At 57.9% G+C, this 14,894-nt stretch carries 11 protein-coding genes and 4 pseudogenes; 10 read left to right on the top strand and 5 right to left on the bottom strand.

Annotation, left to right across the window (positions count from 1 at the left end; translation table 11 throughout):
- A pseudogene (locus tag U4012_RS35225) lies at nt 1–121 on the top strand (ABC transporter ATP-binding protein); the annotation flags it as partial.
- Nucleotides 122–829: 708 nt separating this feature from the next.
- Here U4012_RS35225 and U4012_RS35220 read toward each other — a convergent pair.
- Nucleotides 830–1,534, bottom strand: coding sequence for a haloacid dehalogenase type II (locus tag U4012_RS35220; RefSeq protein WP_069707191.1), 705 nt, complete (start codon nt 1,532–1,534; stop codon nt 830–832).
- Nucleotides 1,535–1,639: 105 nt separating this feature from the next.
- Here U4012_RS35220 and U4012_RS35215 point away from each other — a divergent pair, with 105 nt between their 5' ends.
- Entirely contained in the window at nt 1,640–2,494 is an 855-nt protein-coding gene (locus U4012_RS35215; protein WP_059619746.1) for a LysR substrate-binding domain-containing protein, read from the top strand.
- Nucleotides 2,495–2,681: 187 nt separating this feature from the next.
- Here U4012_RS35215 and U4012_RS35210 read toward each other — a convergent pair whose 3' ends face one another.
- Nucleotides 2,682–3,596, bottom strand: a complete 915-nt coding sequence (locus U4012_RS35210) for a LysR family transcriptional regulator (protein WP_321804455.1) — start codon at nt 3,594–3,596, stop codon at nt 2,682–2,684.
- Nucleotides 3,597–3,716: 120 nt separating this feature from the next.
- On the opposite strand from U4012_RS35210, the gene U4012_RS35205 reads away from it, so the two are divergent.
- The 5 genes from U4012_RS35205 to U4012_RS35185 are packed head-to-tail and all read left to right on the top strand — an operon-like array spanning nt 3,717 to nt 7,682.
- Entirely contained in the window at nt 3,717–4,430 is a 714-nt protein-coding gene (locus tag U4012_RS35205) for a type 1 glutamine amidotransferase domain-containing protein (protein WP_124530256.1), read from the top strand.
- An 8-nt stretch (nt 4,431–4,438) separates the two neighbouring features.
- Nucleotides 4,439–5,293, top strand: coding sequence for a type 1 glutamine amidotransferase domain-containing protein (locus U4012_RS35200; protein ID WP_321804454.1), 855 nt, complete (start codon nt 4,439–4,441; stop codon nt 5,291–5,293).
- Between the two features lie 56 nt (nt 5,294–5,349).
- A complete protein-coding gene (locus U4012_RS35195) occupies nt 5,350–6,144 on the top strand; it encodes an SDR family NAD(P)-dependent oxidoreductase (protein WP_059619754.1) in 795 nt (264 codons plus the stop codon).
- A 14-nt stretch (nt 6,145–6,158) separates the two neighbouring features.
- A complete protein-coding gene (locus tag U4012_RS35190; RefSeq protein ID WP_124489512.1) occupies nt 6,159–6,449 on the top strand; it encodes a putative quinol monooxygenase in 291 nt (96 codons plus the stop codon).
- A gap of 30 nt (nt 6,450–6,479) precedes the next feature.
- On the top strand, nt 6,480–7,682 hold the full coding sequence (locus tag U4012_RS35185; protein ID WP_321804453.1) for an L-dopachrome tautomerase-related protein: 1,203 nt from the start codon (nt 6,480–6,482) through the stop codon (nt 7,680–7,682).
- Nucleotides 7,683–7,975: 293 nt separating this feature from the next.
- Here U4012_RS35185 and U4012_RS35180 read toward each other — a convergent pair whose 3' ends face one another.
- Nucleotides 7,976–8,845, bottom strand: coding sequence for a LysR family transcriptional regulator (locus U4012_RS35180; protein ID WP_119338660.1), 870 nt, complete (start codon nt 8,843–8,845; stop codon nt 7,976–7,978).
- Nucleotides 8,846–9,437: 592 nt separating this feature from the next.
- On the opposite strand from U4012_RS35180, the gene U4012_RS35175 reads away from it, so the two are divergent.
- Nucleotides 9,438–10,040, top strand: a complete 603-nt coding sequence (locus U4012_RS35175) for a hypothetical protein (RefSeq protein WP_321804449.1) — start codon at nt 9,438–9,440, stop codon at nt 10,038–10,040.
- Between the two features lie 2,036 nt (nt 10,041–12,076).
- Here the strand turns inward: U4012_RS35175 and U4012_RS35170 are convergent.
- Together U4012_RS35170 and U4012_RS35165 are read right to left on the bottom strand one after the other, a co-directional pair.
- Nucleotides 12,077–12,691, bottom strand: a pseudogene (locus tag U4012_RS35170) (IS5 family transposase); the annotation flags it as partial.
- A 215-nt stretch (nt 12,692–12,906) separates the two neighbouring features.
- Nucleotides 12,907–13,133, bottom strand: a pseudogene (locus tag U4012_RS35165) (IS3 family transposase); the annotation flags it as partial.
- Between U4012_RS35165 and U4012_RS36055 the strand changes: the two are divergent.
- A pseudogene (locus tag U4012_RS36055) lies at nt 13,128–13,232 on the top strand (IS6 family transposase); the annotation flags it as partial. The pseudogenes U4012_RS35165 and U4012_RS36055 sit on opposite strands and share 6 nt — an antisense overlap.
- A gap of 646 nt (nt 13,233–13,878) precedes the next feature.
- Nucleotides 13,879–14,894 (top strand): methyl-accepting chemotaxis protein (locus U4012_RS35160; RefSeq protein WP_321804447.1); only part of this gene is annotated, 1,016 nt, incomplete at its 3' end.

The following is a 14,894-nucleotide window of genomic DNA, read 5'->3' as shown; positions in this document are numbered from 1 at the left end:
GCTCGCGCTGCAAGCGGCCGACCGCGGCTACGTGATGGATTCCGGCACGGTCACGATGGAAGGCGACGCGAAGCAGATGCTCGACGATCCGAAGGTGCGGGCTGCGTATCTGGGTGAGTAACCTCGTGAACAAGTGCGGCATGCCGACGATGCTGGTCGAAACGAGCAATGCAGGGAGTGATATCACATGACTTGACTCTCACGCCTTCGTGTCCTGAAAGTCCGGACATTCGCATCGACCGAACCGACTGATTGCGATCGGATGTGTCGAGGCCAGTACCGGGACCAATCATGCAGATGATCCAGCCGCATGAGTCGGCAGAATGCGTTTGTGCTGGAGCGCACTGAGCTTGAGGCCATCGTTGGAAGTTGGAGCGCGTTGCAAGCAAAGCATCCGCGACCTTTGGCATCGGGAGCAAGAGGATCCGACCTGAGCGCCCTTCAACGGCTCAAAGAGAGAAGTCTCAGTCGCCTTACCAAGTAGACCGGCACCATGCCGATCAAGTTTTTCAGCGGCCGGTCCGACAAGTGATCTTGGGAAACCAACGGGTTCTTGCCGGTGTCGGAAGCGGAGCAAGATGGGTGGTGGAGCGGGGCAGTCCTGGAGCGAGAGTCATCCTGATTTGCGTCGGGATTCAGCGTCGACGTTTCGGGTCACCGGATGCAAATCGTTACGTGTCGTTCTGGGATCAGGGTTTATGTGCCGGACCGCGATCAGTATGTCGATGATGAGAAGCGTGTGTGATGTACCCCGATCGGAACGCGTCGCTTCTTCCGGCAATATTGCATGCACTTGGGCAAGCCGTGATCGGGGTAACGGGACAATGGACTACCAGTCGAGCGTAGCAAAGAGTTCCGGTACTTCGTGCAGCGTCTGTAACGTCGCGTCTGGAGTGTAGTCCGGCAGCAATTTTCGACCCGTGCCTCGATCAATCCACACGCAACGAAATCCGATGTCTCGCGCCGCTGCATGGTCCAGATGCGGGCTGGCGCAAATGTGAACAACGTCGTCCTTCGATACATCAAGCTGTTCGTGCGCGTAATCGAACAGCCGACGTGCTGGTTTGTAGGCCCCGGCCTGTTGTGCAGTAATGACCCTGTCGATATAGCCGCCAAGTTGTGCTACGTTGCCTGCAATAATGTCGTCGTCCGTATTCGAGACAATACACAGACGGTATCCCATTGCTTTCAACTTCCCTAGCGTGCCGACGACCTCGGGAAACGGTGGCATCGCCGCAATCCTCGAAGTCAGCACTGCGGCGTCGCTTTCGCTCCCGGCAAGCCCGAATTCCTCCAGCGCAAGTCGAAGGCCCTGGCCGGAAACCTGACGGAAGGTGCGGTGGGGCGATTGCTGCTCGAGCTCATGTTCATACCGGTCGTAAACCTCGATGAATCTGGATGCGTCGACCTCCGTTGCCTGCCGTTTTCCAAGAATCTCGCGTACCGCTGCCAGCAAACCTTCGTCCCATTGAATGAGCGTGCCGTAGCAGTCGAATGTCAGCCATTGTGGCCGACTCGTATCTTTCAGTGACATCATTGTTCCTGTTTGGCTAGAAGACATTCGCATCATAGGCAGAAGGTCTCATATTTAGAAATTAGATAATAAAATCATGGATATTTAAATTTCAAATGACTGACCATGTTTGATCTCGAGCTACTGAAGACGCTGATTTGCGTCGTTGATGAAGGCAGCTTCACTCGTGCAGGCGAACGTGTTCATCGCACGCAGTCGACTGTTAGCCAGCAGGTGCGAAAGCTGGAAGAGTCGGTAGGTCGCCCGCTGCTGCTCAGGGACCGTTCGGGGAATCATGTCGTTGCCACCGAACACGGTGTCTTGCTCGCGCAGTACGCGCGGAGGCTGCTGGCGTTGTCGCAGGAAGCCCGCGAGGTGCTCCAGCGCGACGTCAAGCTTTCGCCGGTTCGAATCGGGGTCCCGGAGGACTTCGATGCGCGGCGCATGTCGGCAATACTCTCGGGTTTTCTGAAGGTCCGACCGGATGTGAGGCTTGAAACGTCGGCGGGTATGAGCGCGGATTTGCAAGGCAAGCTTGCCGCGAGGGAAATAGACCTAGCACTCGTCAAGCGGGAACCCGGCAGAGGCGACTGCTTCGCGGCTTGGCCGGAGTCGCTTGCTTGGGTGCGGGGGCGGGATGCTGATCCCCCGAAGCCGGATTCGGATGAGCCGATCGCGCTTGCGCTTTTTCCCCACGGATGTATTTACCGTCAGCGGGCGATCCGCAGTCTCGACAAGGCGCAGCGTGCCTGGCGCATAGCGTTTGGCAGCCAAAGCCTTACTGCGATTCAGGCAGCGGTCGCCGCAGGTCTGGCTATCTCGGTGCTACCGAAGTCTGCGATCTTGCCGGAGCATCGAGTCTGCACCGATTTGCCTCCATTGCCACCGTCAGAGCTTGCGCTAGTCGGCACCGGCGATATTCTTGACAACGCACAGCGAGATATGGTCGATTTTTTGATCAAGCAAATCAAACGCGCGTAACCGCCCGAATACGAAATGCCTTAAGACATGCCGGCTTCAGGCTGATTTCAACGTGCTTCGAATCGTTGCATGAAGCCGCTACGCCACTTGCATTCATTAGTGTCGTTCAATCGTGGCAATCAGTGAGCCGTTCGAATTTCCCGAACCCGTGCTGAGCGCTGAGAGTCCATCAACCATCATTCTGCTTTCATTTGGATGCATCGGGGGTAGACGCGACAAGCATGTCGATCAGGGCCCGTGATGCCGCAGACAAGCGACGATGAGGCGCATAAATCACAGAAAACGGCCGTGTGCGGCCGCGGAGGTGGGGCAGCAGTTCGACGAGAGTTCCGGCCTGAATCCGGTCCCGAACAATAAAATCATAGGTCTGGCAGATGCCGGCGCCGCTCTGCGCCATTGAAACGACACCCAGCACATCGTCGGAGACCGCGACGTTCGAAGGCGGCAGCCAGTCGATGTCCTGACCGCCGTCCTGGAACACCCACGGTGCGATACGGCCGCTGCTGGGCAGCATGAAAGGCAAGCAAAGGTGGCGCTCCAGATCGGCCACGTTTTCCGGAATGCCAGCATTGGCGATGTAATCGGGCGACGCTACCAGGCATAACGCTGCATCTTCGAGCTTGCGCGCGACCAGTCCACTGTCGGGCAATGCGCCTAGCCGGATCGCCAGATCGAAACCTTCGGCCACCAGATCGACGTTCCGGTTCGCGATATTCAACTCCACGCGAACCTGCGGGTGTTGCTGCGTGAACTGCCGAAGCAGCGGTGGCAGACGATAGTGTCCGTACGTCGTCGGTACGCTGAGCCGGACATGACCTGTCAGCGCGCCGTCCTGCCCCTGAATGGCGCGCTCGGCATCGTCGATCAACAAGAACGCTGCGCGCGATTGTTCCAGATAGAGCCTGCCTTGCTCCGTCAGGCTCAACCGTCGGGTCGAACGACGCAGCAACTGCACACCCAGCCGAGTCTCCAGGCGCGTGATAGCTCGGCTCAGAACCGAAGGTGTGCTGCCTAAGGCCACCGCGCCGGCGGTCATCGAGCCTTTTTCAATTACCGTGACAAACGCTTCCACATCACCGAGATGGTCGAATCTTCGCCCCATCTTGTCCTCCGGAGAACAGAAGATTTACTTCTGACTCAGTTTATCTCCTCCATTGAGCCAAATAAAGTGGGCGCATTGTGATCCGTCGTCGGGTCACCCACTGAAATCGAGGAGCGAACCATGAATAGTGAACATCGTGACCGGCAGGACTTGTCCGTGCTGTTCGTACTCACGAGCCACGCGACGAAAGGCTCGACCGGCGAGCCGACCGGGTTTTATCTCGGCGAAGTGACGCATCCGCTTGCCGAACTCGACGCGGCCGGCATCCCGGTCGAATTCGCGTCGATTCTGGGCGGCGAGCCGCCCGTCGACGGGCTTGACCTGACGGACGAAGTCAACGCGCGCTATTGGAACGACAGTGCTTTCCGCGACGCGCTGCGCCACACGCAGAGACTGGGCGATGTCGACGCGTCGAAATATGCGGCTGTCTTCTTTGCAGGCGGTCACGGTGCGATGTGGGATTTTCCGGGCAATCCCGACGTGCAAAAGGTGACTCGCGCGGTCTATGAGGCAGGCGGTGTGGTCGGCGCGGTATGTCATGGCCCCGCCGCGCTGGTGGATGTGACCCTCGGCGACGGAACGTACCTGGTCGCCGGCAAGAACCTCAGCGCATTCACGGATGAAGAGGAGCGCGCGGTTCAACTCGATCGCGTCGTGCCTTTCCTGCTCGCGAGCACGTTGACACAGCGCGGCGCGCATCACCATCCCGTACCGAATTGGACGGCGAAGGTCGTCGTCGACGGACGTCTCGTGACCGGCCAGAACCCGCAGTCGGCTTCCGGCGTTGGCGCGGCGATCCGTTATCTGTTGCTGAATCACTCAGGGCAGGCCTGAAATTCCCCATGGAGAACGCTATGCATTCGATGCGCAAGCTCGCCGTTGCCGCCATGCTCGGCATTGCAGCGTACAGCGCTCACGCGGCCAACGTGCTCGTGGTGTTGTCGGATTCCGATCACCTCGATCTGAAGGACGGCAAGGTCTTCGCGACGGGCTTCTACCTGAACGAACTGATGCAGCCCGTGAAGGCCTTGCTTGATGCCGGCCACCAGGTGACCTTCGCCACGCCCGAGGGCAACGCGCCCACGATGGATGCGACGTCTGCCGACAAGATGTACTTCAACGGCGACGAAAAGGCGATGCGCGGTTACCAGGCTTTGCTCGACAAGCTGCAAATCACGTCGCGCTCGCACTCTCCCGTGATCAGTCTGTCGCGGGTGGAGCAGATCGGTTACGGGCACTTCGATGCCGTCTATGTTCCCGGCGGCCACGCGCCGATGCAGGATCTTCTGACCAGCCCCGCGGTGGGCCGACTGCTGGCCGATTTTCACGCGCGCGGCAAGACCACGGCGCTCGTTTGTCATGGTCCGATTGCGTTGCTGTCGACCCTGCCCGATGCACAGGGCTTTGCACGAAAGCTCGCCTCGGGGAACGCGAGCGGCAGCTACCAGAAATGGATCTATTCCGGTTACCGCATGACGGTGATCAGCAACGCGGAAGAGGAGCAGGCAAAAGGACTGCTTGGCGGCGGAGTGATGAAGTTCTATCCGCAGACCGCGCTGCAGCAGGCCGGCGGCATCTATAGCAGCAACGAGGTGCCATTTACCGCGCACATGGTGACCGACCGCGAATTGATCACCGGTCAGAATCCGGCCTCCGCACTCGACGTCGCGGGCGAGATGCTGAAGCGGCTGAAGTAATGCCACGCAATGGACCGGCGTAGCCGGTCCTTCGACGAGCAAGGGAGAAGCAAACGGTGGATCTGCAACTTGAAGGTAAAACTGCCATCGTCACCGGCGCCACCGCTGGCATCGGTATGGCCATTGCACGAACGTTGGCCGGCGAAGGTGTGTCGGTCACGATCACCGGGCGTCAGCGTGACAAACTCGACACCGCCGTCGCCGAGATATCCGCTACCGCGCATCGCGGCAGCGTGCGCGGAATCGTCGCCGATGTGAGCGGCAAGCGAGGTGTCGCGGAACTGATCGAAGCGCAGCCGGATACGGATATTCTCGTGAATAACCTTGGCTACTACGAAGCCAGGGCCTTCGCCGAGATCACTGATGACGAATGGCTGCGAATGATCGATGTCAACGTCATGTCGGGCGTACGGCTGTCACGTCATTACTTTCCTCGCATGCTTGCGAAGAACTGGGGGCGTGTCATCTTCATGTCCAGCGAAGTCGGGGCGTTCACGCCGCCGGACATGGTGCACTACGGTGTCAGCAAATCGGCCCAGCTCGCGGTCTCGCGCGGAATGGCCGAACTGACGAAGGGTACGGGTGTGACCGTCAACAGCGTACTGCCGTCCGCTACGCGCTCCAAAGGCATCGTCGCGTATTTGCGGCAGACCGCGCCACGACCCGATATGACCGATGCGGAAATCGAATCCCACTTCTTCGACACGTATCGTCCGAGCTCACTGATCGCCCGCATGATCGAGGCCGACGAGATTGCCGCCATAGTGGCGTTGCTGGTCAGTCCTTTGGGTGCCGCATCCAACGGTGCTGCGGTGCGCGTCGAAGGCGGCACTTTTCGGTCGATTCTGTGAACAGGTGCCTCGATATGTCAGCCCACGTCATTGTCGCACTCGTAGAGGCGAAGCACGGTTGCGAAGCGGCGCTGGTTCAAGCCCAGCAGGAACTCGTCGAGATGGCGCGCCACCAGCCCGGCTGTCTCAGTTACGAACTGCATGAATCGCTGGATCAGCCGGGGATGGTCGTCTTTTTTGAGCAATGGGCGGACCGCGCGTCGTGGGAGTACCACATGCGCAGCCCGCTGATGGACGCATTCCGCGCGACCGCCGGTCAATGGATCGAAACCTTCAAATTGCTGCATCTGCATCAAGTCGCATAACCGCATCTAACGAATTCACCATCCTTCATCATGTTCGAGCGCTTGAGTCGAGTTACGCCATTTGCTTTCGCAATTGCCTTCATCAGTTGCGCGACCGCAGCGACTGCGGTGGCCGATACCCGGCTCGAACGCTGGCGGAGCTACGCCGGAGTAAGTTGGGAGATTCCGAAAGACGGTGGGGATCCCGCGCCGTTCGCTGGCTCGGTCAATGCGCCGATTGCCGGGCTTCATTTCGACGCACGCGGTACCGCATATGTGAGTACCCCGCGGTTTGTCGCCGCGTCGACACCGGCGACGCTGAGCAGGCTGGATACTCGGGCAACTACCGGCCCGGCGCGACTGACGCCATTTCCGTCAATGGAAGGCAATTCCACAGCAACTGCTCCGAGCGAGCATTTGCGCAACGTGCTGGGCTTCTACGTCGATCGGAAAAACGACTGGCTCTGGGCACTTGACATGGGGTTCGTTGCCGGCGAATCGGAGGCACCTGCTGGAGCCCAGAAAATCGTGGTGTTCGATCTGAAATCCGGACGAATCGTGAAGCGCATCGCCCTCGACGGTGTGGCCGATCGTGTCGGCAGCTTCCTCAACGACATCGTCGTCGACGAACACAGGCGCATCGCGTATGTTTCCGACAGTGGCTCGCGCAGTTCACCGCATAACAAGGTCGGACTGATCGTCGCCGATTTTGCGTCAGGCACGGCGCGACGTGTGCTGGACGGGCATCCGTATTTGCAGGTCGAAGCGGGGGTAAAGGTCGTCTCCCATGGCGTTGAAGTATGGCCGGAAAAGCCGCTGCTGATAGGTATCAATGGTATCGCGCTGTCGCCGGACGGTGCGACGCTGTATTGGACCGTGACGACAGGAACACGCGCACGTTCGGTTTCGACCGCCGTTCTTAGGCTGCACGGTGCGACAGATGAGCAGATCGCCACGGAGATTCGTGATCTTGGTGCTGTCGGTGGCAACACGGACGGAATCGTGACGGATTCGCACGGTGTGCTCTACATTACCGATGTCACGCACAATGGCATCGTGAAGTACGAACCGGGCACGAAATCGATGTCGTTGATCGCATCCGACGATGGCGTGCATTGGCCGGACACTCCGGCTCTGCTTCCGACCGGCGATCTCGTCTTCACGTCGAGCGCGCTGAGTGACCATGTCGCAGGTCTGGTCCCAAACGGTCACGAGCGCTACGAGTTATGGCGGATATCGATCGGCGGCAAGTAATTGGGAGTCGGGGCTGCATCTGTATTGGGCGACAGCCGTTTTATGGCCAATCGAGAATAGAACGGCGTGTGCGCTTGCGGCATTGGCTCCTGGTGTGACGGCGAAGGATGCTGAAAGCCATGTGCCTGAGCAACCTGAAATTGCGCGGTTAAATTCGGCGATCCGATACGAGTCCGTTTATGCCTTGTGTCGAAACCGTGGCTGTTTCAGATCATTCTCCGGCGCTCTGATTCATCGCCGCGAGAGGATGTTGATCATCGGCGAATAGACTGATCTCTTACGCCATCATTCCTTTAATTTTCCTGATCGTCTAGGATTTTTTCGATTTCACTGCAAAGAAAAATTACGAGAGGACGTTGTTCAAAGCTGACTGGATTCACTTTTGCAATTAAGGCAAGTTCGGTCCCCGGTAAATCGGGCAGCTTATCGGAGGACGACAGGATCCGATGGGAGGGCAAGACGGCAGATCTTGGCAATACGCCAACGGCCAAGCCGGCAGATACCGCGGCTTGAATTCCGGTCAAGCTGGGACTTTCGAAACCAACTCTCCATCGTATTCCTGCTTTTTTGAGAGCATATACCGCTCGTGCCCTGTAGATGCATCCTCGAGGAAAGACTGCCAATGGCAACACGTCGTACGGCGTGACAGTCTGCCGGTTTGTCACCCAGACGACGGACTCTGGCCAAGACGCCACACACGCCCCCGTTCCGGGTTCCCGTTTTACCAAGGCGAGTTGAAGCTGATCAGCAGCAAGCTTCGCATGCAGATCAATACTCATGCCGCTTGCTATTTCAAGTCGAATGGACGGGTTTATACAGGCGAATCCGGAAAGAACTTGCGTAATCCGGTCGACCCGAAAATCTTCGGGTATTCCAATTCGAATTTGAATCAAATCCCGGTTGGCCGCAAGAGCATTTTTTGCTTCCTGGGCAAGTTCAATAAGACGACGCGCGTAGGTCGCCAATATTTCACCCTGTTCCGTGACGACAACATTGTTACCACTTCTATCACGGACGAGCAACGTGTGTCCAAGTGATCTCTCGAGCCTCGATATTTGTTGACTTACTGTGGATTGCGTCTTGTGGATTCTCTCCGCGGTTCTCGTAAAGTTCCGCTCTTCGACGACGCACAGCAGGGTGTTCAATAGATCGAGGTCAATCATTATCGGGATGTGCTGAATCTCGGAATTAGAAACAGTAATTCATTTCCTTGACGATTGTCATTCGGTGGCGCGGAACAATAGTTTTGCTCGACGGATCAAGATTTCCGTCTTGCTTGGAGCGCCATCCATGGAATTGTCGCGAATCGCATGTGGTGGCTGGGAGTAAGGCGGTTTGGCATTTGATGAATAAAATGGGAGTTTTTGATCTTCACATATTCAAATAGTCGATCGTGATTGTATGTGGAATGGCTGAGCTGGTGTGCATGAGAGGCATATTATTATAATTAATAACACTTATCGAGATATTTAATTTCCTCGTAAAAATGAGGCGGGTTAGGCTGCGGGTTGTAAATTGGAGTCAAGAATGAGTTATGGTCGTGTGGGGTGGTGTCACGGCCCGGTGGTGCTTCCGAGGTAATTATCCGAATCGGACCCGCTGCACGGTATTCGATGCGGCTTTTTGCAAATATCGATTCGCTGTAATGATGCGGTGTGCTGATGTATTGGTTGTTTTGTTGTGGGTGGTTATTTGAAACTTAGAAACTTTCAATGAATTTGGGGGTGTCGGATGAGGTGGCGCATTGCGTTGTTCATGGGAATTTCGTCGCTTGCGGTCAGTGCGTGTGGAGGGGATGACGGAGCTGTAGGTTCTCCTGCCAGTGTGCTGACGCAGCAGTCTGCATCCGGGCAGCAGTTCGAATCGAACTCCCTTTCGACCGCCGGGAAAAATTCCGTCGCGATCGATAAGGACTATTCCGTAAGAAAATCTGCATGGGCCAACTTGTCGAGTGGATCCGTGGGGATTGCAATGCAAGAACTTGGCCGTTCTGCAACAATCCAGTCCAGCGATTCGGTGAATCCCGCAATTCAGAATCAATTTGACGGGGTGATTGTGAACGCAGATGAAGATTTCGGTCGCTATAAAGAGAAAGTATCCAGTGCGCTGAACGAAGGCTATCTGATAATCATCGATTCATCGGGGAGTGCCGATAGTCAACAGCGCGTTCTCGATCTTAGTATCGAACTGGCCCATGTCGGGCGCAAAGCAGCGGTTGCGTTGCTGTATAAGGGGGCGCCGGATGAGGGGGTAGGCGTACTCGCATTTGATGCCGCAGAGCGAGATGAGTTGGCCACGCTCTTGCCCAAACTCGGGCGACGCGGAAGCGATTCGTTGATTAAACAAAAAACGCAATGATTGCGGGGTGAATCGAATGAAAATTGAATCCTCTCGATATGCCGTTCTGGCAACATTGCTCACGGCTTGCCTGGGCTTGCTTTCCCAAAATAGTCACGCTCTCGCTACCGGAACAACGAAGTGGGTGACGAACCCAACGATTTCCGCTGATCGAAATAATTCGTATATTTCGTACTATTCCAATCAAGGTGCCCAAGGAACGTATTGGGTGTGGAGGGTCCAAAAATATTATCCTGAATTTACGCTCAGTTGCAGTACGCCGTCGAATAGTGGATGCACAGCGAACAAGACAGAAGGCCGTAGCACGTCGATCACGAGGCAGTGGACGATCGGTATCGATTTATCCCCGACCTTCAAAAGCCAAGGCGGCGGCCTAAGTGCCTCCTATAGTCAGGCCGTGACGCAAGAGCAGAGTTTCACCATTGGGCAAACAATCTATGTGCCATCCGGATCTACGGCGTATGCGATGATAATCGCGCTCGATAAGTACATTCCGGCGGCGGATTATAGAGGTGTTTGGAGGGCGACGGGAAAAAGGCAGAATCCGACGTGTACCCAGTGGGGCTGTGGACCTTATCGTTACGAAATGCGATGGGATAACGACTATACATTCTCAACATGGAAGGGCCATATGGTGACGTATCACCGTGCTTTCATGTGTGCGACGAGAGATACCGTCGCGCCCCGAGTCGGGGACGGCCCGCCGAAGGGTTGCTCGTTGCCACCGATACCGTATTGACTTGGACGAAGGCCCTGGCAGGCTCCGCCCCTTTTTCGTCGAGGGGCGATCGGCCGTGCGGGGCCAGATTGTTCGCGCAGAACGGGGAACCAGCAGTTGAAGTGACTAGCGGTGATCGACGAGTACGCGCGTGAATGCCCGCCGATGACGAGGGCATCAAACACGGATCACTCTCACCGTTCCAAAACGTCCGCACGGGGCTCGTGTGCCTCGCCTTGCCGAAGGATGCCAATCGGACGGACGAGTTCCTGACAAGCGACGATCCTGCGCTGCGCGCAGTGGTATATGCGTCGCGTTCGATGAGTACGGACCAGATCGCCGCAGCCACCGAGCGCGATGGCGCCATGGGGCTCGACGAGATGGTACGCATACCTAGTTGTGGCGGGGGCAAGAGCATCGAGCCGAGTTGCGTGCAGCCTCCTAGGCGATGATCAACACCGATCAGCACACCGATCTGCTGCCCACAACCTCTTCACAAGGGGGCGGACGGATGGATCTCGAGCATCTATCGTGGTTCAGCAACGTGGTACCCACTGACCTCGATGATCTGGACTTGCTGGCCACTCGGGCAGACGTGCATCGCGTGCTCGATACATAGGCGGATTCGAACACCGGTCTTGGACTCCAAGAGGTCGGCGCAGCCATCCAGGCGTTGAACAAGCGCCTGGGCTGGGTAGGGTGATTCTCGTTGGGCGCGCTGCTCGCCACTGTCGGCTACCGGTTGTAATGGGGCACATCTTCGAAACAAGCGACGGGGACTTGCGGCCTCGTTGTCGTTTGCAGTCTCCGGATGCCGCGCTCGATCTCCCGGACCTGCTCGCGTTGTGCCGTCGCTCCTGTTTGCGTTCCCACGCCACGGTGATCACGGGCCCCGTAAGGCATCGGTGATCACCCGGGACGGGAAGTGAAATAAATAGGGCCACGACAATGAGCCGTGAGACTTGCCCGGACTAACGAGCCGTGCGAACTGCATGGGGCGAGGAAATATCGCGTCCATCGTATAGCCACGAACGATCGAGATGCACGCCGAGTTCCGTCGAATTCTCATCGGATTCAGCCAAGATCCTATTCAAGGACCGAGTGTGGCCACCGCCGATAAGAGTCACACCGGCGCGCTCGCCGCTTTCTGCACGAGATGTACCGAGGGAGCCGGACAACCGTCCAAAGACAGCTTTTCTGAGAATTTTCGTGCCCAAGGACACTTTTTCTGAGACGAGCAGCGTGCACTCGTCTCAGAAAAGATGTCCAAGTCCTTGATTTTTCAAGAGGGGCAAAGACATCTTTTCTGAGAGCCCACATCGACCCGCGCACTGATTTGCGCCTTGATTCGCTCAAGCGCGATCATCAGATCCTTCAGCGCACCGTCCTGCATCGCCTTGATCTTTCCTCGCTTGGCCGCCACGCGCCACTTCACGGACTTGCTTCTCATTTCATCGCGCTTGTCTACGCCGATGTAGCCCGCGTCGCCGAACGCTTCTTGCTCGTGACCGTGCAACAGCGCGTGCGCTTGCGAAACATCCGACACGTTGGCGGATGTGCCGACCACACTGTGAACCAGCCCCGAATCCGCATCGACGCCGATGCGCGCCTTCATGCCGAAGTGCCACTCGTTGCCTTTCTTCGTTTGATGCATGTCCGGATCGCGACGCTTCTCGGCGTTCTTGGTCGGCGGCGGCGCTTCGATGATCGTCGCATCGACCAGCGTGCCTTCTTTCATCATCAGCCCGCGTTCGCACAGCGAGATGCCAATTTCGTCAAACAGCTTGCGCGTCAGGTCATGTGCGAGAAGCAGGCGCCGGAACTTCAGCAGCGTGGTCGCATCCGGCATGTTCTCGACGGCCAGACCAATCCCGGCAAACGCCCGCATCGCAATGCTGTCATACAGCGCATCCTCCAGCCCTTCGTCCGACAGGCTGCGCGAGGATGATAAGCCGGAGCCGTTCGACTACATGTTTGTCGTTCAACTTTGCACTCTCATCGCAAATCATCCGCAATGCCAAATCAAAGTGCCGACACAAGCTACAGCTTTCAGTCGTCGCTATGGTGAGTCGGGCTTAAGCGGCAGAGCAGTGGGATGTCGGCAAACCTATATCGATCAATCGGTGCTGCGCCTGGTCAAGCGCCGCCTCGGGCGTGGGCACGCGTATCGTAGTGAGTCTGGTAGATTCTTTCGACCTGCAACGTCTTGAGGAAGCTCTCCATCGGGGGGCGTTATCCCAGGCGTTGGCACGGCGGCTCATTGAAACGTTTATCTTGAACGCGGCGGTCAATTTCCGGTACGCGCGACTGACGTATTGGGCGCCGCAATCGGAGTGCAGTAGCAATCCCGGTGGCGGTTTGCGTTGCCAGCACGCAAGCGCTTCTTTCGGCGGATGCTGCGCTCAAACCCGGTGCTGCGTAAGATTGTGACCGATCAACTGCGCAGTTATCCGGCGGTGAAGGCTGAAATTCCCTGCCGAGACGTCAGATGAACGCGGTATGTCATCGCGCCATACTCAAAGAACGCCTCGCCACGTGCCAATGGTTGGACTGCCTCTCCCGCAGCCAACGAAGTTATCTGATAAGGATAACGACTCTTGAGGAAGACGCGTGGCATGCACTTATCAACTTGATATAGCTATTTCGTCTTCTTCATCGCTTCATTCTCCCGCCGCCTCTTCACCAACTTACAGAGTCTTTGCACGGCTTTCACGAGTTGGGCGACACGAAAATCGATAGTCGTGCTCACATCCCCATATCGGAAACATTTCAATTGGATTTCAAACGATTCGATCATGCGTCATTGTTCCGCATTTCAGGCCGCCGATGCCCCGTCGTCGGCGGGCCAGCCGAAATACCGGCAGCAACCTACCCCTGCTCCCTTTCAAATTTCCGCAAACGTCTGCGTATTGACCTATCTTTAATGGGATGAAAAAAGCATGGCTCAATGCGTAAAAAATTCGATTGCGATCAGACGCGCCGCATGACAGCATGCGGGGCGTCGGCAATCGGGCACCCATCCGGAACGATTCGATCGATCGCGCCGACCCGCGACCGAATCGTTTTCTCTGCACTTCGCGCCGCCGGATCCAGGCGACCCAAGCCCTACGGGAGATAGACATGGCCACTGCGACGACGCCCCGCGCCGGCACGCCCCCTTTGCCCGCCCTGCTGCGCGGCGGACGCTTCACGCTCGGCAAGCGCATCGTGCTCAGCTTCGGCGCGATCTTCGTACTGATGCTGGTCATGGCCGCGATTTCATACACCCGATTGACGGCGATCGACGCCGCTGCCGACAGCCTCCAGCGGGATTCGGTGCCGGGCCTGTACCTGTCGACGTCGCTGCGCGCCGCGACCAATCAAAGCTATACGATGGTCGAACGCGCGATCTTCAGCGACGGCGATTCGGACGGCACGAAGCGCGATCTCGACCGGATTCCGGAAGCGCTGCGGCGTTTCGATCAGGCGTCGACGCAATACGAGGCGACGCTGTTCCGCGACGACGACAAGGCGCGCTTCGCCGCGCTCCGGGCCGCATACGACCAGTACCTGCCGCTGTTGAACGACGCAGCGCATGCGGCGGCGAGCGACCGCGCGGCTGCGCGGGCCAACTTCGCGCACGTGACGACGGCGTGGGAGAACGTAGTCCGTGTCGCGGACGCGCTGGTCGACGAAAACCGCGGCCAGGCCGACGATTCGGCACGGCAGATCCGCACGTCGGTCAACACGGCGGAAGCGACGCTCGCGACCGCGCTGAGCGTCGTGCTGCTGGTCGCGCTGGCGACCGGCTATGCGCTGTTCCGCGCGATCACGGGGCCGATGGCGCGGCTCGTCGAGGTGCACGACGCAATGCGCACCGGCAACCTCGCGCAGCGGCTCGACCTGCGCCGCAGCGACGAGTTCGGCACGCTGCAGGACGGCTTCAACCGGATGGCCGAACAGCTCGCGAGCCTCGTGTCGCAGGCGCAGCAGTCGTCGCTGCAGGTGACGACGTCGGTCGCCGAAATCGCGGCGACGTCGCGCGAGCAGCAGGCGACCGCGAACGAAACCGCGGCGACGACGACCGAAATCGGTGCGACGTCGCGCGAAATTTTCGCGACGTCACGCGATCTGCTGCGCACGATGAACGAGGTGAA

Origin of the sequence: Burkholderia sp. BCC1988 (assembly GCF_905339895.1) — a bacterium.
GTDB lineage: Bacteria > Pseudomonadota > Gammaproteobacteria > Burkholderiales > Burkholderiaceae > Burkholderia.
Note: the sequence above shows the minus strand (reverse complement) of the source record. Positions and strands in the feature narration are given on the sequence as shown.